This window comes from Mycoplasmopsis glycophila (genome assembly GCF_900660605.1).
Taxonomy (GTDB): Bacteria; Bacillota_I; Bacilli_A; order Mycoplasmatales; family Metamycoplasmataceae; genus Mycoplasmopsis; species Mycoplasmopsis glycophila.
Genome location: NZ_LR215024.1, coordinates 446490 through 469275 on the forward strand (window position 1 = coordinate 446490; position 22786 = coordinate 469275).

A 22786-nucleotide genomic window follows, 5' to 3' on the forward strand; every position below is an offset into this window, starting at 1 on the left:
CCATTGTCTTCTTGTAAAATGTACATTTTAATACATTCATGTACTAAATTTGAAAAAAATGGCTAAATTTTTCATTTTTACTACATTTATGTACTAAATTTTAAAAAAAACCTTCTTTTTTTTAATTTTACTACATTAATGTACTAAATTTTAAAAAAATTGCAAAATTTTTTATTTTTACTACATTTATGCATTAAATTTGAAAAAAATTGGATTTTTTTTGAATTTTACTACATAGAATTTAGTATCTAAACCACATAAATAGCGTATAGTTATCTTATTTAACAGTAAATACCTTTATTAATTTAGACTTTATAACTATGTTTTGTTAAAAATGCAAAATAAAAACCACCTGGGATATAGCAGGTAGTTTTATAAGTTTTGTGCTTATTTATATTTGCACCAGAGTTTAATTAAAAGAAGCTACGGTAGAAGAAATAACCAACGCAAAGTATACAAGTTAAGAAGACTAAAACAACAACTATTATTGCTCAAATATAAGTTCGACGGAACCTTTTTAGTTCATTTAATTTTTCTTGATCAAGAGAATCAAAATTGTTTTCTTGAATAATTTGTTCAACTAGTTTTTGCTGTTTTTTGTCAATTTTGTAGTTATGATTAATTGGTAAAATTGTTTTTCTTTTCTTTTTTGTGCTTTTCATAAATTAATTAGTTTCAAGTTTTGGCATCACAGTTACACTGAATGCTTCTGGGCCAGTATGAACAGCAACAACAGACGAAGTTAACTGTTCGTGTTTGAATGCAATTGCTTTTTCGCTAGCTATTTTTTTGACTAAATTATTAACTTCTTCATCAATCCCATGCATTCAATTAAATTCAACTTGGGTTAAATTGTTTTGAATAATAAAATCATTTGTTTTATCAAATAATTTACCGATTACTCCTTTAAGAGTACGTTTTAAACCAAGCACGCTTACTTTACCTTCGATATCATAATTAAGAAGTGGAACCATTGAAATTGTGCTTAAAATAAGTTTTTTAACACCAGTTAGTCTACCGCCTTTAATCATGTAATCTAAATTTTTAGGAACAAGTAAAGTGAGTGAGTCTTGATTAATTTCTGCAATACTTTTAATAAGCTTATCGATAGGCATGTTCTTTTCTTCGTAATTTTTACGAGCAAAAAGAGCAACATTGACAAATTGAATCCCTGAAAAATGATTGTCAATTACATGTACATTCGCTTTTTCTGCAGCAAAGGTTTTTAAATACTTATTTGTCGAAGAAAGATTTTCATGCAATGTTAGAACTATTACATCATCATACTTTTCTGAAGCTTCTTGAACTGTTTTTTCAATTGTGTCAAGAACAGGAAGGCTACTAAAGAAGCTTTTTGCGCTTTGTAGCTTAAGTAAAATACTAAGATGATCATCTTTACCATCTTGGTATTTTTGTCCATCTATTTCTACTTGTAAAGGTAAAAAATAGAATCCTAATTGATTTGCTTCTTCTACAGTTAATCCTGAGAAAGAGTCGATGATAATACCTAATTTTTTCATATTTAGATTATATTACATATTTTTAAAAATGAAAATACAAGATGAGCAAGCTAATTCTGCTATCAAAAATTTGAAAACTCTGATTAAGTTTTTAACAAGCAACTTCGTTTTTTACCAGTTTTTTTAATATGTTTTAAAAGTCAAATTGTTTTAATAAAATTCAATTATAATAATTAATAAATATCAGTACTTTAATCTTCAAATTATGAAGAGCTAGTTTTAAAAATAATTAAGGAGAAATATGTTAGAAGTTCAAAATTTAAGCAAAATTTTTACAGATAAAAAGCTATTTGAAAATGTTAATTTAAAATTTACTGCAGGTAATACATACGGAATAATTGGAGCAAACGGGGCTGGAAAGAGTACTTTTTTAAAAATTCTAGCTGGGGATATCGAAGCAACAAGTGGACAAATTTTAAGAGAAAAAAATAAAAGAATTTCTGTACTTAGTCAAGATCATAACGCTTATGATGATTATGAAGTTACAGAAGTTGTGATTATGGGTAATACTGACTTATATAAAATTAAAGAAGAGAAAGATGCAATTTACGCTAATCCAGAAGCAACCATGGAAGATTATGAAAGAGCAGCAGATTTAGAGGATAAATTTGGTGAACTTGGTGGTTGAACAGCTGAAAATGATGCTCAAGAATTATTAAGTAATTTACACATTCCAAAAGACAAATGAAATTCTAAAATGTCTGAACTGACAGCTAATCAAAAAATTAAAGTTCTTCTTGCTAAAGCTTTATTTGGTAACCCGGACATTTTAATTATGGATGAGCCAACAAACCACCTTGATTTAAGAAGCATTAGATGATTAGAAAACTTTTTAATTGATTATGAAAATGTTGTTATTGTAGTTAGCCACGACAGCGACTTTTTAGACGCTATTTGTACTCATATTGTCGATATTGATTATAATGAAGCTAAAATCTATACAGGTAACTATACATTTTGAAAAGAATCATCAGAATTAGCACGTGAAATGATGAAACAAAGCAACTTGAAAAAAGAAGCACAAATTGAAAAATTAAAAGATTTCATTGCTCGTTTTAGTGCTAATGCATCTAAATCAAGACAAGCAACTTCGAGAAAAAAATCATTAGCTAAAATTCAACTTGATGAAATTAAACCATCAAATCGTAAGTATCCTTATGTTAGATGAGATATGAACCGTGATCACGGAAAACAAATTTTAACAGTTGAAAATTTAACTTATAAAAATGAAAAGGGAGAAACTCTTTTTGAAAATGTAAGTTTTACATTAAGACCTGGTGAAAAAATGGTTATTGTAGGTGATGACGATATCGCTAAAACAAGATTATTGGAATGCCTTGTCGGAATTAGAAAACCACTTGCTGGAAACATTGAATGAGGACAAACTATTACCTTTAGTTATTTTCCAAATGATAATGCAAAGTATTTCAATACTGATGAAACAATTTTAGAGTGAATTTCAAAATGACCACTTGAAAATAAAGAAAAAGAAAATCGTGAAAACGATGATGCTAGAATGCGTGGATTTTTAGGAAGAATGCTTTTTAGCAATGATTCAGTATTTAAAAAAGTTAATGTTACAAGCGGGGGAGAAAAAGCAAGATTAATGTTTTCTAGAATGATGTTACTTGAAAGTAATTTCATTATTTTAGATCAACCACTTGACCATTTGGATGCAGAAAGCATCGATTCTGTAATTGAAGGTGTTAAATCATACAAAGGTGGAGCAATTTTCACAACATATAATAGAGCTTTTGTTAATCAATGTGCAGATGTTATTTTAGAACTCAAATCACCAACAGAAAGCTTCTTATTTAGAGGAAGTTTAGAAGATTACGAAGCCATTATGGAAGAAGATAATTAAGAATGAATCGTTTTTTCGTTACTGAAAAACAAGGCGAAAGTTTTCTTTTGTCAAAAGAAAATTTGCAACATCTTAAAGTAATTCGAATTGGTGAAAAACCATTTATTTGCGTTTACCAAAATGAATTTTATGAATGTGTTTTAGAAATAGAAAAAGCTAAAATTATTCGAAAAATTAGCGAGAATCACGAATATCCTTTTGAAGTGATTTTAGCAATTAGTGTAATTAAATTTGAAAGATTCGAATGACTTTTACAAAAAGCAACCGAACTTGGAGTTACCAAAATTATCCCGATGATTAGTGAACACACTAATTTTGAACTCTTAAAATATGACAAATTCGAAAAGAAAAGAGAGCGTTTTGAAACAATTCTGAAAAACGCAGCGGAACAATCTTTTCGAAATATTATCCCTCACTTAACCAAGTTGATGAAATTTGAGGAAGTTATCAAAATTCAAGCTGATTTTAGATTTCTTGCTCATGAAAAAAATAATTTATCTATGCCAATCAAGAACAATATTGATGGTAATGTACTTTTTTTAGTTGGACCAGAAGGTGGATTTAGCGACAAAGAAAATTTATTAGCAATTGAAAATGGAGTTAACTCTGTTTCTCTTGGTAGTCGAATTTTAAGAGCAGAAACAGCTTGTCTCTTTTTGCTCTCTCAATTAAAAATTTATTAATTTAAATACTAAATACAAATTTTAAAAGGAGAAACAATATGTTAATTGGAATTTCAGGAATGATAGGTAGCGGTAAAAGTGTTTTATCAGAAAAATTGATTAAACATTACAAGAAAAATGCACTTTTACTTAATGAATTCGAAGAAGAAGATGAAGTTTTTAACACAATGTTAAAATGACTTTATGATCGTAAACCTAATTTTGATATAACATTTCAAACTTATGCAATCGAGCACCATTTAGGTATGGTGGAACAAATTAAAAATGATTTTAAAAATAAAGCAATGAATCCTGCAAAAGACATTATCTTTTTAGATCGTTTTATTGCAGAGCACTATGTTTTTGCAACCGTAAATCTTTCGCATTCAAGTCAAAAAATTAAAGACGCTTATGAAGCTCTTTTTGCGAAAATGGTTACTAAAGAAGATATTCCTGAATTTGCAATTTTTTTAGATGTTTCTCCAACTGAATTTAAAAAGAGGCTTTTTGCTAGAGGAAGAAAGGTTGAAATTGATAGTTTTGACCAAAATAAAGATTATTTCGACCATCTTTTAAGAATTTACAAAGATACTTTTGAAAAAGTAGCTAATAGATATCAAATTAAATTCGAAATTATTGATACAAATGATTTAACAGAACAACAAGTTTTTGAAAAAGCAGTCGAATTAATTGAAAAGCACAAAAAGGAAAAATAATTATGAAAAATCATCCAAAAATCAAAAAAATTCTTTTTGATCAAGAATTTATCGAACAAAGAATTTTAGATTGTTCAAATTGAATTAATCAAACTTATGCTAATTCTGATAATTTAATTCTTGTTGGTTTATTAAAAGGTTCTGTACCATTTTTAGCTCAACTTATTAAAAATGTCAAAATTGATCATGCAATTGATTTTATGACAGCAAGTAGTTACGCTGGAACTCACGCATCAACAGGTAATGTTAAAATTATTATGGATCTAGCACAAGATATTACAGGTAAGGATGTTCTTGTTGTTGAAGATATTATTGATAGCGGAATTACACTTTCAAAAATTAAAGAAATCTTACTTGCTCGTCACCCAAGGTCTCTTAAAATAATTACTTTAATGGACAAACCATATAATCGTAAAGTAGATCTACATGCTGATTTTTATGGTTTTCAAGTACCAGATGAATTTTTGGTTGGTTATGGACTTGACTATCAAGAACAATTACGTAATTTACCTTTTGTTGGTGTTTTTGATGAAAAATATTTAATTAAAAAATAGATTCAACACTTAAACACCAGATATATTAAAAATCTAGTTTTTGCAAAAAAACACCTTAAAAGGTGTTTTTTTTCTTATTGTTTTGTGATTGTAATTTACAAATTAATTATGAAAACTTAATTATTGTTTTTACTTTTGAATTTCCTTTAGCAACTTTATCTAGCGCACTATTTATATTGATAAAATCAAAAACAGTATCCACAGAAGGTTTGATTTTAAGTTTATGAATATTAAAGTTGAATGAACCTTTTTCTTTTTGAATAAGATTAGAACTAACAAGCATACCTATTACTTTTCGCACAAAACTTGCATTTGTATTGATGCTTTTTGCTATTTGTTCTGATGTTAATTTTTCCTTGGGTTTAGAAAGCATAATCAAAATGTGAATAGCAACAGACAGTTTAACATTATTTATAAACTACCTTTCTTTGTTAAATTGTATTTATGACAGATACAGTTATACATCTAAAAAGAGAAATTGTTTATTTTCTTTTTTTGATATTCCAAAATCCAAAATCAGCACCAATACAAAATTCAGTAAATTTAGATTCTTTTAATAAGTTTTGTTAAAAAATGAAAGATATAAATTAAATTTATTTATAATTAAAATATTACTTTTAAATAAAAAAGGAAAACAGAGGTCAAATGCCAAAATACATTCTATCATTACTTATTTTTATTGTTATTTTATTGTTTATTTTGTTATTTTTCTTCATTTTTAAGTTTGTTCAAAATTTAATTATTAAGAAAAATAAAAATAAAATTAATAATCTTTTCTTAAAGATACAAAGATCATTAAACACATCGGAAGCTACTGTTAAAAAAGCAGAATCATTACAAAGAACTAAAAAAATAGAGTATGGCGCACTTTACGAAGAACTTACTAAAATATTAAAAAATATGAATCAAATTGCTTATAAATTTAAAGAAGATAAAGAAGAACTTTTAGACCTTCTTAAAAATCGTAAATTAAGTAAGTTTTTCAAAGAAAAAGACAAAATCAATAATGTTGAAGCTGCATTTTCAAAGTATGAGGAAAAATTAATCGAAAAATCAAAAAGTTTCAATATCCCTTGGTTAATTATTGATGATGACTTTTCGAACATGCTTGATATTTCGCAAAATCTTCTTAATTTACTTGAAAATAAAAAATATAACCTAACAATCCTTCATCCGCTTTGAAAAACAAAAATTCAGTCATTTAGAGAAAGTTTAAATGCAATCGAAAAATCTAAATTAAGTGCAGACTTCGAAAAAGCTCACGAAGATATTGCGAAAGCAAAAGAATTAATTGCTAAATTATTGGTTGAAATTAATAAAATCGAGAAAATTGAATATGTTTGATTTTATAAACTTCCAGCTACATTGCAAAGATATGTCCAAGACAATATTTTATCTCAAAGTGATAAAGAATATTATGGTCTATTACTTTCTGATATTAAAAATAGTCATAAAAATATTCAGGATTTTGATATAAATTCAACTATCTTAAAAATTAAGAGTTCATATGAAGTTTTATATGATAAACAAAGCGAAATTAATAAAAGAGCACTGATTCAAAAGTTTCAAAGAAACAATAAGGCATTAATTCAAAAAATTATTTTAGACATCAAAGACAAATTAAATAGGTTAAAAGAACCGAATGATAAAATGATTGACTCTTTAAATCTTATTCAAAATCAATTTAAGGATGATACTCTTGATAACACCGAAACATATAAACAAAAAGTGGAGCAATTTATTTTTCATGCTAAAAGAATTGAGAAAGAATACTTTTATGTTTTAAACAAGAATACTTTAAAAGATTTTGCAATCAAAGAAGAGGCAAAAGAAATTTTTAATAGTTTAAACATTTATTATAAACTTGCAACTAGTATCTATTGAGATAATAGCAAAGATTCAGCTGAGTTATTAGCTCATTTAAAATCTTTTTATAATAGTTATTTTTCTAAAAAAATTGAAAAAGAAGTTATTGAAAAAATTTGACTTGATTGAATTAAATTATTAAGCACTTCACTTGGGGTCATTGCTCAAAATGAAATGTTTTTATTAATGTTTAAAAAACTTGAAAGTTATTTAGTTTCAAATTCTAAATATCGTAATAAAACAAAAGAAGTGCATGAGATACTTACTAGTTCTTATGAATTTTTAAATCAAAAAAACTTTAAAGAAGCTTACTTTTCATTAAAAAAATATATAAGCAAAAACAAAAGGAATGAATTATGAAATACGACAAAATTTTAATTCGCTACGGTGAACTAGTTTTAAAAAAGAAAAATCGGAAAGCATTCATCAATCAGTTAACAAATAACATCAAACATATTGTTGGGTCTCAACCGACAGTTGAATTTGACCGTATGTATCTTGACTATACAGACGAAAATTTTTCAAAGCTAAATTATATTTTCGGAATTAGTTCATACTCACCTGTTGTGGTTGTTCAAAATGATGTAGAACTTTTCAAAGAAAAAGTTCTAGAAATGATTTTGCCAACAACAAAAACGTTCAAAATTCAAGCACGTAGAAATTTCAAAAAATTTGAATATACAAGCGATCAAATTAATCATTTATTAGGTGGACATGTTCTTAAAAATACTGATTTAAAAGTAGATGTTCACAGTCCAGATCAAATTTTTTACGTTGAGGTAAGACATAATCAAACTTATATTTTCTCAAACTATCAAAAAGGCCTTGGTGGTCTACCTGTTGGAGTTTCTGGGAAAGTTTTACATCTTATTTCAGGAGGGTTCGATTCACCTGTGGCAGCATTTCAAATGATGAAAAGAGGACTTAAGGTAGATTTTTTAACATTCATTACACCACCTCAAACTGACCAAAGAACAATTGATAAAATTTCAAATTTAGTCAAAACTCTTAATAGATATCAAGTGAGTTCAAATTTATTAATTGCTGATTATTCGCATTTAATGAACTATATTGCTATGGTTTCAAAAGAGTCATATAAAATCACTCTAATGCGTCGTAGTTTCTATCGAATTGCTGAACAAATTGCTCATAAATACGGTCAATTAGCAATCAGTAATGGTGATAATTTAGGTCAAGTTGCTTCTCAAACTTTAGAATCTTTATCAGTGATTGGTAGTGCTACACAAATGGAAATTTTAAGACCATTACTTACTTTTGATAAAAACGAAATCATTGATATTGCTAAAAAAATAGATACACATGATATTTCTATCATTCAAGCTAATGAAACATGTGAACTTTTTGCTCCAAAAGAACCAGTTACAAGACCTAGTTTAGAAGTAGCTCTTGAACTGGAAAGTGAACTAAACATGATTTTACCACTTGAAAAAGAACTTCTTGAAGGTAAAATCGAGCTAGTTAAATTTAATAAAAAAGATTTAATCTAAAACAACGCAAAGAGACATAAAAGGTTCACCCCCTTTTATGTTTTTTATACTTTAAGCCAAAATATTTAGCTTTTAAAAGGGTTTTTAAGTTTTTGATTAATTTAAATGGTAAAATAATAACACTATGGAAAATACAATGTATAACTCTTTATTACAAATTAAACAAAAACATGATGAATTAGAAAAACAATTATTAAATCCTGATGTTGTTTCTGACATTAAAAATTACACTAAAATTACTAAAGAGATAAACTCAATTAAAGATATTGTCAAAGCTTTCGATCAATATTTGCAAGCTGAAGAAAATTTAAAAAATGCTAAAGAAATTTTAATTGTAGAAAAAGATGAAGATCTTATTTTTCTTGCTAAAAGTGAAATTTCAGAATCTGAAGCAAAAATGTCTAAACTAGCAGATGAACTTAAAATTTTAATTTTACCTAAAGATGAAAACGACAATAAAGACGTTATTGTTGAAATTCGTGGAGCTGCAGGTGGAGATGAGGCTAATATTTTTGCTGGTGATTTATTTAGAATGTATCAAAAATGATGTTCACAAAACGACATGAAAACAACACTTTTAGAATCTTCAGCTGCTGAAGGGGGAGGTTTTTCATTAGTGACTTTTTCGGTAAAGGGTGATAAACCTTATTCAAAACTTAAATTTGAAAGCGGTGTTCATAGAGTTCAACGTGTACCAGTTACAGAAACTAAAGGTCGTGTTCACACTTCAACAGCAACAGTCACTATCATGCCTGAAATAGATGATGATGTTGAAATTGAAATCAAATCAGAAGATTTAAGAATTGATGTTTTCCGTTCAAGTGGAAATGGTGGTCAATCAGTTAATACAACTGATTCCGCCGTTAGAATCACACACTTTCCAAGTGGAATTGTAGTTTCTTGTCAAGAAGGAAAAAGTCAAATTCAAAACAAAGAAATAGCAATGAGAATTTTAAAATCTAAACTTTATGATATTGAAATACAAAAAAAACAGCAAGAAGAAGCTGGTTATCGTAAACTTGCAGGTAGTGGAGCAAGAAGTGAAAAAATCAGAACTTATAACTATCCACAAGATCGTGTAACTGATCATAGAATAGGTTTTTCAACTAGCTTATCTCCAATCATGGAAGGGAAATTAAATCCTATTATTGATGCACTTTTAGCAGAAGAACAAAACGAAAAAATCAAAGAAGCAGGTATTTAATGCCAACCAAAGCAGATTTACTTTTAGAAAAAAGAAGGTATGGACTTCCTGAAGTTGTTTCTGAACTGGAACTTAAACTTTTAGCTCAAGATATGCCGGTTCAAAAAATTATTGGATATATTGAGATGCAGGAAGTTAAAATTCAAGTAAGTCGCAATGTTTTGATTCCAAGATATGAAACAGAAGAGCTAATTTTATGAGTTAAAGAAGATTTGAAATCTTCTTTTAATTTGAGAATTTTAGATTTATGTACAGGGAGCGGTTTTATCGGACTTGCACTAAAAAAGACTTTACCTAATAATTTTTTGATACTTTCTGATATTTCAGATCAAGCTATTTTGCAAGCTCGTGAAAATGCTAATCTAAATAATTTAGAGGTAGAAATTATTAAATCTGACTTATTTTCAAATTTACAAAAAAATAGCTATGATGTAATAGTTTCTAATCCTCCTTATTTAATAGAGAGTGAAGTTTTATCAAAAAGTGTGTTAAATTATGAACCACACGAAGCTTTATTTGCTCGTGACAACGGACTTTACTTTTATAAAGAGATTATCAAGAATGCACCAGAATATTTAAAGGATCAAAAAGGTGTTTTGTATTTTGAAATCAATCCTTTGCATGAAGAATTTTGAATTTCATTAGCTAAAGAACTTAAAATCGAATTAAGAAAAGATATTAATAATAGATTAAGAATGGCTAAAATCACTTTTGAATAATATATAAAAACTAGGCTGTAAGCAAACTAACTTACAACCTAGTCTTTTTTATTATTTTAAATTACATTTACAAGTAAGTTTCTCAAGAGCTTCTAAATTCATAATTTCTTCTAAAAGTTTGCCATATTTTTGTTTGGCTTCATCTAGCATGTAGTAATAAACAGAAGTACTAACTTTTCTGCTCCCTACTAGATTAGCTTTCTTTAAATCATTTAGATGTTTTGAAATATTAGCTTGTTTTTCTTGAAATATTTCAACGAAAGTATTAACTTCACATTCATTGTCAACACATGAAAATAAATGAATAAGAAGTTTGAGTTTAACTTCCTTTGATAAAATTGTTAGTATTTTCGTTGTTTCCATATTACCTACTCTTCAGTTTAGAATTTAATTTCATCAATATCATTTGCTTCTTGTTTTGCACTTGATTCAATATTTTGTTTTTCTTGTTCTGGGTTTATGGTGTTATTCTCTTCAATATTTTGGTTAGTGTCAGTTTCTTCATCAACAAAAACTTTCACTGTTTTAAAGTATTCTTCGGTATTTCTACTGTTTCAACTTACATTTTGTGAATTTATTTCGAATTTATTTAATTCTTTAAAACTATCAATTTCTTCTTTGTTAATTTGAACTGTTTTAGTTGCGTTTTCGATTTGATTTGCATCTACACCAACTCACATATCAATTTCGCTTTTGACACTATCTTTATCTTGTTCTTGTTCAATTTCTTTATTTATAAAGTAAGTACTTGTAGCACTCGCTATTGAGTTAGTGTAAAATCTGTTGATTGCACCTGGATTAAAATCTTTGAGAATTTCATTTTGTAATTTAATTCATGAAATAGGAGTGATTACATAAACGTCGTATTTTTTAGATTTAAAGAATCTAATTTTATCTCTCATAAGAGCATAATTTACTGGTTTAAATGAATAATTATAAGTATCAAAAATAAAGCTTTTGTATGGAATTTTGTTAATTGTAATAACAATATCCAAAGTCATCGATCCAACGACATAATCTCTAAAAATCTCACAGTTTGGAATTTGAACAGCAAGTTCTCTTAAGTATGTGTAAACAGCAAGTTTGAATCATTTTTCTTTTTCTGTTAAGACTTGGTTTACAATTTCAGGTTGTTTAAACGAATCTTTTAAAAGTGTTCTACGACCTTCAATTGATAATTCTAAAAAGTCTAATCATTTTTTGAAAATTTTAAGGTCGTCTTGCATATTTGGAGTTAAAGGAATATCGCTCGATTTAATTGTTTTTAAAACAATCATTTTATCTTTAGCACGTGAAATTGCAACGTTAAGAGCGTTCTTTCCGCCCGGTCTAGCTACATAAGAGTAACCAATTTTTGTGTTTTTATCATATGCTAAAGTAGCAATAACTAAATCAGCTTCATCTCCTTGAATGTTTTCGATATTTCTGATTAAAAGTTTACGTTTTTTAATTGCTTCTTCTAATTCAGGATGATTTCTAAAAATTAATCATGTTATATAATCGCTTTGTTTTCCGTTAAAAGCAAGGATGATAATTTTTTCGTATTTATTTAGATTTTCAATAGCTATTTCAATTGCTTTTTTAGCTTCAGCTACATTTTTTTGATTTTCTCAAACCCCATCTTTAACTTCGATCACTTCAACAGGGTTTGTACTTCATGAATCTGCTGAATCGATTGCATCTAAAGTTGAATTATAAAAGTGTTTACTTGAAAAAGTCATTAAAGCAGCATGGTTTGAACGATAGTTTTTATCAAGTAAGATTGGATAAACTCCTAAAGATAAAGCGTAATCTAAAATTGAATCTACTTGACCAAAAATAGAATCATCTGATTGTCTTGCACCAAATCAATTACTTGGTTTCATTTGTTGTGTATCACCAGCTAAAATCTTACGTTTAGCAAGATATAAAATTGGTAATCCATTTTCAATGTAAATTTGACTTGATTCATCTAAAATTGCGTAATCAAACTCATTTTTTGTTCATCCTGATAAATCTGTGTTAGGTGTTGCGATAATAATTGGGAAAATTTTCTTAATAATTGGAGCGTATTTTTTAATGAAACGATAAGGCTCATAGTTGACGATTCTAATGCTTTGAGCAAACTCACGGTATAAAGCTTTTTCTTCATCTGTAAAGTTTGCAATAGTCTTAAAGATTCTCTCAAGTACAATGTTACGGATTGAATTTTCATCTGAAATTGAATTTTCATATGAAATTTTATCTTCAAGAGCAATTAATTCATTAATTCTTGAAAAAGGATTATTTTCTTGTTCTTTATCATAACCAATTTGTTTAATAAATTGGATTAAGTCATGTAAGTTACCTGTAAAGCCAACTAAATTTTTATCAATTTGGTCTCCTAGTTTTTTAAGTTCACGATAATATTTAGAAACAAAGTGTAAAAATTTAGGCAATTCTAAATTGATTTTTGCTAATTCTTCACCTGTATTACCTTTATATTGTTGATCAGGATAGAAAATATCTTTTGGTAAACTGAGTAAGAAATCGATATCTTTTTCAAAGTTAATATCTTTTTTGTGGACACTAATGTAATAGTAAGCTTTTAAGACTAATTGTGAAGTAGGATCACCAAGATATTCACTTGCCTTTGAAATAAATGATAATTCTTCTTCTGTTATAGTACTGCAACGTTTAATTTCGTTATATTGATCAAAATTTTCAATTAATTCTAAATAATTTTGAATTGGTTCATAAAAACTATTTTTCTTCATTTCTTTTGAATTAGAAACAAAAAGAGCAAAACAGTTTAATTTATTTAATCTTTGATAAATTACTTCAAGAGCAGCTCTTTTTTGTGATGCTACAATTGCAGTTTTACCATAAACTAAAACATTAGCTAAAAGGTTAACAATTGTTTGTGATTTACCTGTTCCAGGAGGACCTCAAATAACAGTGTTTTGATTAAGAGCACTTAAAATTGCACGATCTTGTGAAAAGTTTGACTCTGTGATTTTAAAAAGACCAAGAGTTGGATTGAAAATTGAACGATCAATTCTGTTTTTATAAATATTTTTATTAAATTCTACATCAATAATTTCTTCCATTTCACCATTTTGAATGATTTCTTTCATTCTTGTTCTAGAAAATCCGCCACCAGGTTGAAAGATCCCAAGCACAGCACCAGGATAAAAGCTTAATGATTGATTTTCGATTTCATCTGGTCTAAACTTCTTGAAGTTTTCGCAAATATTTAATGGAATGCTATATAAACCATTTCAGTTTGTTTGTAAATTTTTAAGAAGTGTATTAATTTCGCTTTCCTTAACTTCACTATCTAAATAAAGGTCAAAACCTTGGTTGTTTAAAAAGAAAAGTAATTTTTCATTAATTTTAATATCTCCATTTGAACGTAGAAAAGGACGCCCATTTTTAAAATGAATGTGTACTTCTTTAAAAAATAAAGGAGCATAAATAGCTTTATCTTCTTTTCGAAGAGATACAAAAAGAAAACCTAAATGTAATGGTCAAATATTTGTTTCGTCCAAGATATTTGTGGTTTTATCATTTAAAATTTTTCATTTCAAAAGCGATTTTTGAATTTTAACTTCTAAACTACCAATTGTATGCTCACGCATTTTTTTATAGTTTGCTTTAATTTGTGCAATTTCTTCACTTGAAATATTGGTTCAATTTTTTAAAACATTCACGAATTCTTCAACATTATTTGATGCTTTTAATTTTGTAATAACTTTACTTAATCCAATTTCATATAAGCTAACTTCAAAAGCCTCTTCATTACAAATTCTTTTAAATTCATCAAGTGTCATTAAAGATAAAATATCGAAGTAATCCTTGTCATTTACTTTTGTAAAAATTGCTGAATCATTATTTGATACTTCTAGTAGATTATCTAATATAACTTTGTATTTATTTTGATTATTAATCATTTTTAAGCTCCTTTGCTACTGCTTGTGAAAATTCTCCTAAAATTAAAGAAATACTATTGCTTTTAAGAAAAACTCCAGTGATACCTTTTAGATTTTTGATTTGTTCTGCTTTAATTTTTTTAACATCTTGCACAAAAATATTAATTCTTGATGGTTTAGTTTCGATTTCTAAAATATTATCTTTTTCACCTAAAAAGTTTTTAAGTTGTTTTATGTCAAATGGAATTTTGTCCACTTGATAAATTGTGTTCTTGGTATGTTTTTTTTGTTTTCTTCATTTAATTCAAATAAGTCCAAAAGTTAAGACTGTTAAACATACAATTTTAGCCTTATATTTATTCATGTTCTTATTATACTATTTTATGTTCAAAATACCTTTTATTAATATTCTATTAATAACCAGGAAGTATTTTGATGCTTAATTTTAGCTTTTAAAATTATTTCTTAAACCTTCCTGGCTTTCAAAAAATAAAAAAAATGCACCTTTTAGGTGCATGGCCTTAAGTAGATATGGTGCCCAAGACAGGATTTGAACCTGCACGGATTGCTCCACTAGATCCTTAGTCTAGCGTGTCTGCCAATTTCACCACTCGGGCATTTGCTTTAATATTATAGAACATTTTTTTCAAAAGACAAGAAAATTTAATTTCTTAATTTAGATATTCTCTAAAAATATTCTTAATCGCTTTAATAATAGTTCTATTTTTGTATTATAATATTACACATCATAAGATAAAAAGAGGAGAACAATGAAAAAAACTATTAATGACTTAAAATTACATGGTAAAAAAGTTTTAGTTAGAGTTGACTTTAACGTTCCAGTAAAAAATGGTGTTATTACTTCAACTAAAAGAATTTCTGCTGCATTGCCAACAATTCAAAAAATTGTTAAAGATGGTGGAAAAGCTATTTTATTTTCACATTTAGGTAGAGTAAAAACACAAGAAGATTTAGCATCAAAAACTTTAAAACCAGTTGCTGTTGAACTTGCTCAACAATTAAAACAACCAGTTGTTTTTGTTGATCAAACACGTGGTCAAGTTTTAGAAGAAGCTATTAAAAACATGAAAGATGGAGATGTTTTATTAGTTCAAAACACACGTTATGAAGATTTAAATAATAAAGCAGAAAGCAAAAATAACCCAGAACTTGGTAAATATTGAGCTTCATTAGGAGATGTTTTTGTAAATGACGCTTTTGGAACAGCACACCGTGCTCACGCTTCAAATAGTGGAATTGCTTCTAATATTGCTGAAAGTGCATTAGGATACTTAATGGAGAAAGAAGTTTCTTCATTAGAAAAAGCTATTAAAAATCCAGAACACCCATATGTTGCTATTATTGGTGGAGCAAAAGTTTCAGACAAAATTCAAGTTTTAGAAAACTTAATCAAAATCGCTGATAAAATGATTATTGGTGGTGGAATGGCATATACATTCTTAAAAGCTCAAGGGCACAAAATTGGTAATTCATTAGTAGAAAATGATTACCTAGAATTAGCTAAAAACTTTTTAGAAAAATACGGTGATAAAGTAATTTTACCTGTCGACCACTTATGTGCTGATAAATTTGCAGATGTAAAAGGAACTTTATTTGAAGGCGATATTGCAGATGGATTTATGGGATTAGATTTAGGGCCTAAATCAATTGCTGCTTTCCAAGAAGCTTTAAAAGGAGCTAAAACAGTTGTATGAAACGGGCCTATGGGAGTTACAGAATTTGATAACTTCAAAGAAGGAACATTAGCTGTATGTAAAGCTATTGCTGGATTAAAAGATGCTTATTCAGTTGTAGGTGGTGGTGATTCTGTTGCTGCTGTTGAAAAATTAGGAATGGAAGATAAATTCTCTCACGTTTCAACAGGTGGTGGAGCAAGTTTAGAACTACTTCAAGGTTTAGAATTACCTGGTGTTACATCAGTTCAAAATAAATAAAATAAAGAAAGAAAAATCAACTATTGTTGATTTTTTTCTTTATCATTTAATTATGAATCAACAAGAGTTACAAAATAAACTAAAACAAGTTCCTAAAAAACCAGGTGTTTATTTATGAAAAAACGAAAACAATGATGTTATTTATGTTGGTAAAGCAAAAAACCTTTTTAATCGAATGCATCAGTATTTTAAAGGTTCAATTAATTCATACAAAACTACTAAAATGGTCAGCGAAATAGCTGGATTTGATATTTTTGTTTGCTCAACTGAACAAGAGGCATACATTTTAGAAAAAAACTATATTGAAATTCATAAACCTCCGTTTAACATTCAATTAATGGATGATAAAAGATACCCTTATATTGCAATTAAATTAAGTGAAAAATTAGAAATTTATACCTCTTTTAGAACTAATAAAAAAAACGACAATTCATTTTATTATGGACCTTTTCCTAAAGGAACTTCGGCAAGAGAGCTTACGCATATTCTTCAAAGACTTTTTCTTTATAAAAATGGTTTACTAATTACCGAAGATAATTTTCTTGTTTGACAAAAAAAGTTTAATCAAGCAATTGAACTGTTAAAATTAAAAGATAATACTTTTATTAATTTACTTACTGAAAAAATGCATCAAGCTGCAGAAAGCTTAAATTTTGAAGTTGCACTAGAATATAAAAATTCTATTCATGTTTTAGAAAAAATGAAAGAGCAACAAATTGTAGAAATTTCTAACTTCAAAAACATTGATGTTTTTTCGATTTACGAAAAAGATAATTATGTTTTTATTTATTCTCTTCTCTATCGTTTTGGTGTGCAAATAGCACATTTAAAATTCAGTTTTGAAAAAGTTGGAATTTTAGATGAAATTCTAAATAATTTTTTTCATGAGTTTTACAAGTTTAATGAACTACCAGATCAAATTGTTTTAGATTCGAAGTATAGTGATTTAAGTTTAGACGACGATCATTTTCAACAAAAATTAACCTTTCCAAAAATAGGTAAAATCAAACAAATTATTGAACAAGCCAATAAAAATAATCAAATAAATTATGAGCTTTTTCATTCTGAAATTATTTTAAAAAATCACAAAAAAGAAAAATTACAACAAGAGATTGAAAAAGTTTTAAATGAGTCAAATAAAATCGGAAATATTTATCTTTTTGATAATTCTAATTTAAATAACAGTTATATTGTTGGGGTTGCAATAGCTTATTCTAATTTAGAAAAAAATAAAAGCTTATATCGTAAATTTAACCATGAAAGTTTTGTGAATGATATGACAAGAAAAAGCGATGTCGAATACATGTATTTAACAATTGCTCGCTTTTTAAATAGCGACAAAAACCAAATTAAACCAAACGATATTTTTATTGTGGATGGTGGAAGACAACAAATTAATGAAGCACTCTATGCTCTTCAAGAGGCAAATTTAAATAATAAAGTTTTTGGTCTTGTTAAAAACGATTATCACAAAACACAAAATTTAATCGACTCTAATTTTAATGAAATTCAAATTTCGACTGATCTGCACAATCTTTTTTCTCAAATGCAAATCGAAGTTGATAGGTTTGCTAAAAGTTTTATGAGAAAAAAACATTTAGTAACTTCATTTGAAAGCAAATTAGGACAACTTAAAGGAATAGGTCCTAAAACAGAAAAAATCCTTTTAGAAAATTTTAAAGACTATAGCGCTATTTATAATGCTAGTTTTGATCAAATAGCAAGTGTTACTAATAAAAAAGTGGCTAAAATCATTACTGAAAACTTAAAACAAAGCAAATAGTTTTCTTTTGAAACAAATAAATTTCTTTTGTTCCGGTTTTTTTAATGTATAATATACATATAAATTTGGAACAGTACTCAAGAGGCTGAAGAGGCGGTCCTGCTAAGACTGTAGGGGAGGCAACTCCCGCGGAGGTTCAAATCCTCTCTGTTCCGCCATTTTTTTATTTTGATTTTTTATCTCTTTTTATTAATTTGTAATTTTGTTAATAGACAAAATATTAAAATAACATTTTAAAACATTCTTTCTTTCTTTATCTATTACTTTAAGAGAAATAAATATTATCAGTTTATAGACTAATGTCTCTAATTATATGTTTTATAATTTATATATATTTAATTTTGCAGGGAACTAAATTCCTTGTTTTTTTTATTTTATTATTAGTTTGAAAAGACCGAAAATGCTAAAAAAAATATTTTTTTCCCAAAATATCTTAAAAATAGGCTTAAAAAAATAAAAAAATTTTTTTTATAATATAATATAAGTGTAAAAAACATTAATATAGGAGACATATGACAAAAAAAGATTTCATAGTAGAAGTCGCAGAATATGCAGACTTAGAACCAAAAGTGGTAGAAAAAGTTTTTGATTCAATGGTTTTTGTTCTTAAAGAACAATTAATTACAGAAGAAAAAGTTAGACTTTCTAAATTAGGAATCTTCTCGACAGTTGTAAAACAATCAAGAACAATTCAAAACAAATTTACAAAACAAGAACAACAAGTGCCACAAAGACGTGTTATTAAATATAAACCGTCAAAATATTTACGTGACCAAATTGATATCAAAGCATAATATTTTAAATTTAATTTCTCTTAAAAATTTCATTCATTCAGCCTTTCTTAACCAATGAGAAAGGCTTTTTTATTTGAAGATATTTATAATACCAGGAAATTCAAGATCTAAGATAACAGATATTAAAACAAGTTCTTCTAGCTTTATTGATGAGTGATTTGACATATGTTTCTTAATTAATGAAGCTTTGGTTAATAAGAAAATATCTTTTGAGGCAAAGTAAAAAATAAAGTAAGCAAGGCCACCGTTTTCTTCGATAATGTTTAAATAATTAATTTGATGTTTTTTAATGTTTTTGTACGAAAAGCGGTCATTTTCTGAACTTTTTGCTTCAAAACAGATAAACTTACCTTGATACATTCCGATATAATCAACTGTACTTTTAGAAAATAATTTTCCTTCGATTTGCTTATTTCCTTTATTTTCGGTAACTTTATAAAACTTAATTGGAGTTTCTTTCTTTTCAATAAATGCTATCTTGTTTTCTCAATAATATTTAATTGAGTTATTAATGATGTTTTCTAAAAACATACCTTTGTTTTTGCTTTTTCTCATACATATAATAGATAATTTTTTTGGTAAATTTTTACAAAAAAAATAAATATACTTTAAAATTTTAAAAAGTTAAAAATGTTCAAGGAGAAAAAATGAAAAAAATGGTTATTATCGGGAACTGAAAAATGAATAAAACTTTTTCTGAAACAGAAGAATTTTTAACAAAGTTCCACAACGAATATAATTTAAACAAATCAAAATTAATCGAAAATGTTGATTTTGCTATTGCTGCACCATTTACTAATTTAGCAGCATTCAAAAGCAATCAAGTTGCAAATTTAAAATTAGCAGCACAAAATATGTCAAATAAAACACAAGGTGCTTTTACAGGCGAAATTTCACCAGCAATGTTATTAGATCTAAATGTTAAATATGTAATTTTAGGTCACTCTGAAAGAAGAGAATACTATGGTGAAACAAATGAATTTGTTTATGAAAAAGCTAAATTAGCATTAGAAAACAACTTAATCCCTGTGATTTGTGTTGGAGAAACACTAGCACAATATGAAGCTGGGCAAACAAAACAAGTTGTTAAAGAGCAAATTGAAAAATCTGTTAATGATTTAGATTTATCAAAAATCATTGTTGCATACGAACCAATTTGAGCAATCGGAACAGGTAAAGTAGCAACTCCAGAAATTGCACAAGAAGTTTGTGAATACATACATGAAATTACTTCTAAAGAATTAGTTGTTCAATATGGTGGAAGTGTTAGTCCAAAAAATATTGAAGAACTTTCAAAACAAAAAGACATCGACGGATTTTTAGTTGGTGGAGCTTCACTAGAAGCTGAAAGTTTTGTAAAGTTATTAACTTTAGGTAAATAATGTTGCTTTTTAAAGCAACTTTTATTTTTAAAATCTAGGTACGACTACATGAAGATTTCAAAAAAGATTATTTACTTAATATCAGGCATCTTTGCCATTGGAGCAATCGGGTTTGGTGCTCTTGGATATAAAATTACACACCCTTTTAAACCAAGTTTTTTTAACTATAAATCATATATTTCTGAAAAAAATGAAGAGTATTTAAATCGCTTTTTTCAATACAAAGTTTTTGATGAAATTAATGAATTTGGTAAAGCTTTAACTAATAATAAAGCAGCAGCTGGAATTGGTTCAGATTTCCAAGCTGTCAACTTAATTAAAGAAGGTTTAATTACAAAAATTGATTATTCAGTTTTATTAGATGATTCTTCTTTACGAAGTTATAATGATGTCAAAAGTGCTTTAAAATCACTTTATCGTAAAGAAATTTGAGATCATTTAGAAAGTTATAACAAATACTTAATTGATCAAAACCAAAAACCTTTATTATCTAATTGAACTGATGGTGTTCATCCAACTGAATTTTGAGAGTATTTTGTTCCATATTATTCTCAAGATGCTATTGTGGGATATAATGTCACCAAAGTTTCAATTAAGCCTGAAAACAAAAAAATAAATTCAGAAGAAATTGATTTTGATAGTTTATCAAATCAAGCTAAATATGGTCAAGAAAACACTCATAATTTAGTTAATATCTTAAAAACTTTAAAAGCAAATGGTTTTAATCATCTTACTATTACTGATGCAATTAGAGACAATATGCTTTACGGTTCAAGTTACTGAAAATTACCAAATGGTAATAGAATTAGTGATAAATTTACTGGTGATGTAACTGATAAAACTTACCCAGAACTTTTAAAATACTTTAATGACTTGATTTTTGATTCGATGGGATATAGTCTCAAAGATTATAATCATATCAGTCTTAAAGGAGACAGTCTTGAGATTATTCGAAATGTTTTAAATCCTGACTATAAAGATTATGCGGCAGCTATTATGTACAATGGTGATGCAATGAATGCTTATTATGGTTCAGAACATTTTCCGGAGCTTAAAAAAGACGGTCAAATCAGAGGAATTAAACCGAAACACAACATTTTGCTAATCGATGGACTTGTAGTTGCTAAAAACGGTTCTGAAGAAAGCAAAAAAAATTATTTAAAAGTTCTTTCAAATAGTGTTTATGAAAATTTAAAAAATAAATATCAAATTATTAAGCAGCTCAAAACTGAAAACAAAAACAATCTTCTAAATAACGAAAAAGTTCTTAATGAATATTTATATTTAAAAGATTGAGAAAATCTTAAAAAAATAGAATTAGAAAGTTTTAATCTCACAAATGAGCAAATTGAAGATTTTATTAATTTAGTTTCCCCTCTTATTGATTTAACTAATTTTGATAATTTCTCAAAATTAGAAGAATTTTATGAAACTAGAAAGAAATATCAATTATTTGTAGAAGGTAAAACTAGCGAAAGTGTAAATATTAACGATAGAATTTCTTATTTACCTGGTTTAGTTCAAAATTATTTACTTAACAATAAGTTTGATTTAATTGACGCTATTTTGAAAGAAGAATTCGAGCCAAAAGATAATTTTGAGTTAGTTCTCAAAAGATTAATTGATCAATATCAAATTACTCATAACATTGTAAATCTTGAAAATAAAACTAAAAATGAGAAAGCTCTAATTCTAGCTCGGGTAATCGTTGCTCTCCAGTTACAAAACGAACTAGTATCAGATCGAAATTATTACATTGATAATTTTAATTATGTTCGTTATGTACCTGTTGAAAATTCGCTCTATGAATTAGTTTTAAGAAATTATTTCCTAGATTTTGAAAATGGACAAAATGAAACCGTTATTAAAATATACGAAATTATAAATAATAACAACAATATTCATAAAGCTCTTGCACCAATTAGTAAAAAATTACAAAGCAAGATTAATATTGAATATTTTAATCTCACAAAATCATAAAAAATTAGCTCCGCAAAATAAATATGCGGAGTTTTTTATTGTTTGAAAATCTATAATTATAAAAAATGCGCATCTTTGACTTTTGAAACTTGATTATAGTGCTAAACGAACTTTTTTAGAGATATTGAATCATTGAAAAAAATCAAAAAAATATTACTTTTTTATCTATTTAAAGTAAAATATATAAATACTATGAAAAACAAAAACGACTTAATACAGAAAATTAATGTTAAACATATTTTTGAAGTTTTTTCAGGATTCAACTATCCTGTTTTTCGTTTCGTTTTTGTTGAATATTACGAAAATTATTCTGATAGTGTCTCCCCTTCTGCTTTTTGCTAATTTTTAGCAAACATTATTTAGACTTTTAGGTCTACTTATATAAAAAG

The 22786-nt window shown here is 27.0% G+C and carries 21 protein-coding genes and 2 tRNA genes; 15 read left to right on the forward strand and 8 right to left on the reverse strand.

The window, feature by feature from the left end; all coding sequences use genetic code 4:
• Positions 1-413 precede the first annotated feature (413 nt).
• Positions 414-662 carry a hypothetical protein gene (locus EXC46_RS01815; protein ID WP_027333502.1) on the reverse strand — a complete coding sequence of 83 codons (249 nt, stop codon included), beginning with the start codon at positions 660-662 and terminating at the stop codon, positions 414-416.
• 3 nt (positions 663-665) lie between these two features.
• On the reverse strand, positions 666-1520 hold the full coding sequence (locus tag EXC46_RS01820; RefSeq protein WP_027333503.1) for a DegV family protein: 855 nt from the start codon (positions 1518-1520) through the stop codon (positions 666-668).
• A 241-nt stretch (positions 1521-1761) separates the two neighbouring features.
• On the opposite strand from EXC46_RS01820, the gene EXC46_RS01825 reads away from it, so the two are divergent.
• Genes EXC46_RS01825 through hpt form a run of 4 tightly spaced genes read left to right on the forward strand, consistent with a single transcriptional unit; the run spans position 1762 to position 5316 of the window.
• Positions 1762-3384: an ABC-F family ATP-binding cassette domain-containing protein gene (locus EXC46_RS01825; protein ID WP_027333504.1), complete on the forward strand. Its 1623-nt coding sequence runs from the start codon at positions 1762-1764 to the stop codon at positions 3382-3384.
• Positions 3385-3386: 2 nt separating this feature from the next.
• Positions 3387-4067: a 16S rRNA (uracil(1498)-N(3))-methyltransferase gene (locus tag EXC46_RS01830; RefSeq protein ID WP_027333505.1), complete on the forward strand. Its 681-nt coding sequence runs from the start codon at positions 3387-3389 to the stop codon at positions 4065-4067.
• Positions 4068-4105: 38 nt separating this feature from the next.
• Positions 4106-4762, forward strand: a complete 657-nt coding sequence (locus tag EXC46_RS01835) for a deoxynucleoside kinase (protein ID WP_027333506.1) — start codon at positions 4106-4108, stop codon at positions 4760-4762.
• Between the two features lie 2 nt (positions 4763-4764).
• Positions 4765-5316 (forward strand): hypoxanthine phosphoribosyltransferase, encoded by a 552-nt coding sequence (gene hpt / locus EXC46_RS01840; protein WP_027333507.1) that lies wholly within the window; start codon positions 4765-4767, stop codon positions 5314-5316.
• Positions 5317-5422: 106 nt separating this feature from the next.
• On the opposite strand, the gene EXC46_RS01845 is transcribed toward hpt, so the two are convergent.
• Positions 5423-5731: an Rrf2 family transcriptional regulator gene (locus EXC46_RS01845; RefSeq protein WP_223211558.1), complete on the reverse strand. Its 309-nt coding sequence runs from the start codon at positions 5729-5731 to the stop codon at positions 5423-5425.
• A 230-nt stretch (positions 5732-5961) separates the two neighbouring features.
• Between EXC46_RS01845 and EXC46_RS01850 the strand changes: the two genes are divergently transcribed.
• The 4 genes from EXC46_RS01850 (at position 5962) to prmC (ending at position 10613) form a co-directional block, all read left to right on the forward strand.
• Positions 5962-7560, forward strand: a complete 1599-nt coding sequence (locus EXC46_RS01850; RefSeq protein WP_027333509.1) for a hypothetical protein — start codon at positions 5962-5964, stop codon at positions 7558-7560.
• Complete coding sequence (gene thiI, locus EXC46_RS01855) at positions 7539-8690, forward strand: tRNA uracil 4-sulfurtransferase ThiI (protein ID WP_044888862.1); 1152 nt, start codon at positions 7539-7541, stop codon at positions 8688-8690. The genes EXC46_RS01850 and thiI overlap by 22 nt, the downstream gene beginning before the upstream one ends.
• 124 nt (positions 8691-8814) lie before the next feature.
• Positions 8815-9894, forward strand: a complete 1080-nt coding sequence (gene prfA, locus EXC46_RS01860) for a peptide chain release factor 1 (protein ID WP_027333511.1) — start codon at positions 8815-8817, stop codon at positions 9892-9894.
• Complete coding sequence (gene prmC, locus EXC46_RS01865) at positions 9894-10613, forward strand: peptide chain release factor N(5)-glutamine methyltransferase (RefSeq protein WP_027333512.1); 720 nt, start codon at positions 9894-9896, stop codon at positions 10611-10613. The genes prfA and prmC overlap by 1 nt, the downstream gene beginning before the upstream one ends.
• A 51-nt stretch (positions 10614-10664) precedes the next feature.
• On the opposite strand, the gene EXC46_RS01870 is transcribed toward prmC, so the two are convergent.
• From EXC46_RS01870 to EXC46_RS01885, 4 genes are all read right to left on the reverse strand, one after another.
• Positions 10665-10976, reverse strand: a complete 312-nt coding sequence (locus tag EXC46_RS01870; protein WP_044888863.1) for an ArsR/SmtB family transcription factor — start codon at positions 10974-10976, stop codon at positions 10665-10667.
• Positions 10977-10993: 17 nt separating this feature from the next.
• Positions 10994-14524, reverse strand: coding sequence for a DEAD/DEAH box helicase (locus tag EXC46_RS01875; RefSeq protein WP_052353006.1), 3531 nt, complete (start codon positions 14522-14524; stop codon positions 10994-10996).
• Positions 14517-14867, reverse strand: coding sequence for a hypothetical protein (locus EXC46_RS01880; protein ID WP_027333513.1), 351 nt, complete (start codon positions 14865-14867; stop codon positions 14517-14519). Before EXC46_RS01880 ends, EXC46_RS01875 begins: the two co-directional genes overlap by 8 nt.
• A 168-nt stretch (positions 14868-15035) precedes the next feature.
• Positions 15036-15120 (reverse strand) — tRNA-Leu (locus tag EXC46_RS01885).
• Between the two features lie 153 nt (positions 15121-15273).
• On the opposite strand from EXC46_RS01885, the gene EXC46_RS01890 reads away from it, so the two are divergent.
• The 4 genes from EXC46_RS01890 (at position 15274) to EXC46_RS01905 (ending at position 19035) form a co-directional block, all read left to right on the forward strand.
• On the forward strand, positions 15274-16458 hold the full coding sequence (locus tag EXC46_RS01890) for a phosphoglycerate kinase (RefSeq protein WP_027333514.1): 1185 nt from the start codon (positions 15274-15276) through the stop codon (positions 16456-16458).
• Positions 16459-16510: 52 nt separating this feature from the next.
• Complete coding sequence (locus tag EXC46_RS01895; RefSeq protein WP_027333515.1) at positions 16511-18241, forward strand: GIY-YIG nuclease family protein; 1731 nt, start codon at positions 16511-16513, stop codon at positions 18239-18241.
• 67 nt (positions 18242-18308) lie between these two features.
• A tRNA-Ser gene (locus EXC46_RS01900) sits at positions 18309-18399 on the forward strand.
• Between the two features lie 354 nt (positions 18400-18753).
• Positions 18754-19035: an HU family DNA-binding protein gene (locus EXC46_RS01905; RefSeq protein ID WP_027333516.1), complete on the forward strand. Its 282-nt coding sequence runs from the start codon at positions 18754-18756 to the stop codon at positions 19033-19035.
• A gap of 69 nt (positions 19036-19104) precedes the next feature.
• On the opposite strand, the gene recU is transcribed toward EXC46_RS01905, so the two are convergent.
• On the reverse strand, positions 19105-19590 hold the full coding sequence (gene recU, locus EXC46_RS01910; RefSeq protein WP_044888864.1) for a Holliday junction resolvase RecU: 486 nt from the start codon (positions 19588-19590) through the stop codon (positions 19105-19107).
• A 92-nt stretch (positions 19591-19682) separates the two neighbouring features.
• Here recU and tpiA point away from each other — a divergent pair, with 92 nt between their 5' ends.
• The 3 genes from tpiA (at position 19683) to EXC46_RS03740 (ending at position 22739) form a co-directional block, all read left to right on the forward strand.
• Complete coding sequence (tpiA, locus tag EXC46_RS01915) at positions 19683-20417, forward strand: triose-phosphate isomerase (protein ID WP_027333518.1); 735 nt, start codon at positions 19683-19685, stop codon at positions 20415-20417.
• Between the two features lie 48 nt (positions 20418-20465).
• Entirely contained in the window at positions 20466-22397 is a 1932-nt protein-coding gene (locus EXC46_RS01920) for a type 2 periplasmic-binding domain-containing protein (protein WP_052353008.1), read from the forward strand.
• A gap of 192 nt (positions 22398-22589) precedes the next feature.
• Positions 22590-22739, forward strand: a complete 150-nt coding sequence (locus tag EXC46_RS03740; RefSeq protein WP_156932088.1) for a hypothetical protein — start codon at positions 22590-22592, stop codon at positions 22737-22739.
• Positions 22740-22786: the final 47 nt, after the last annotated feature.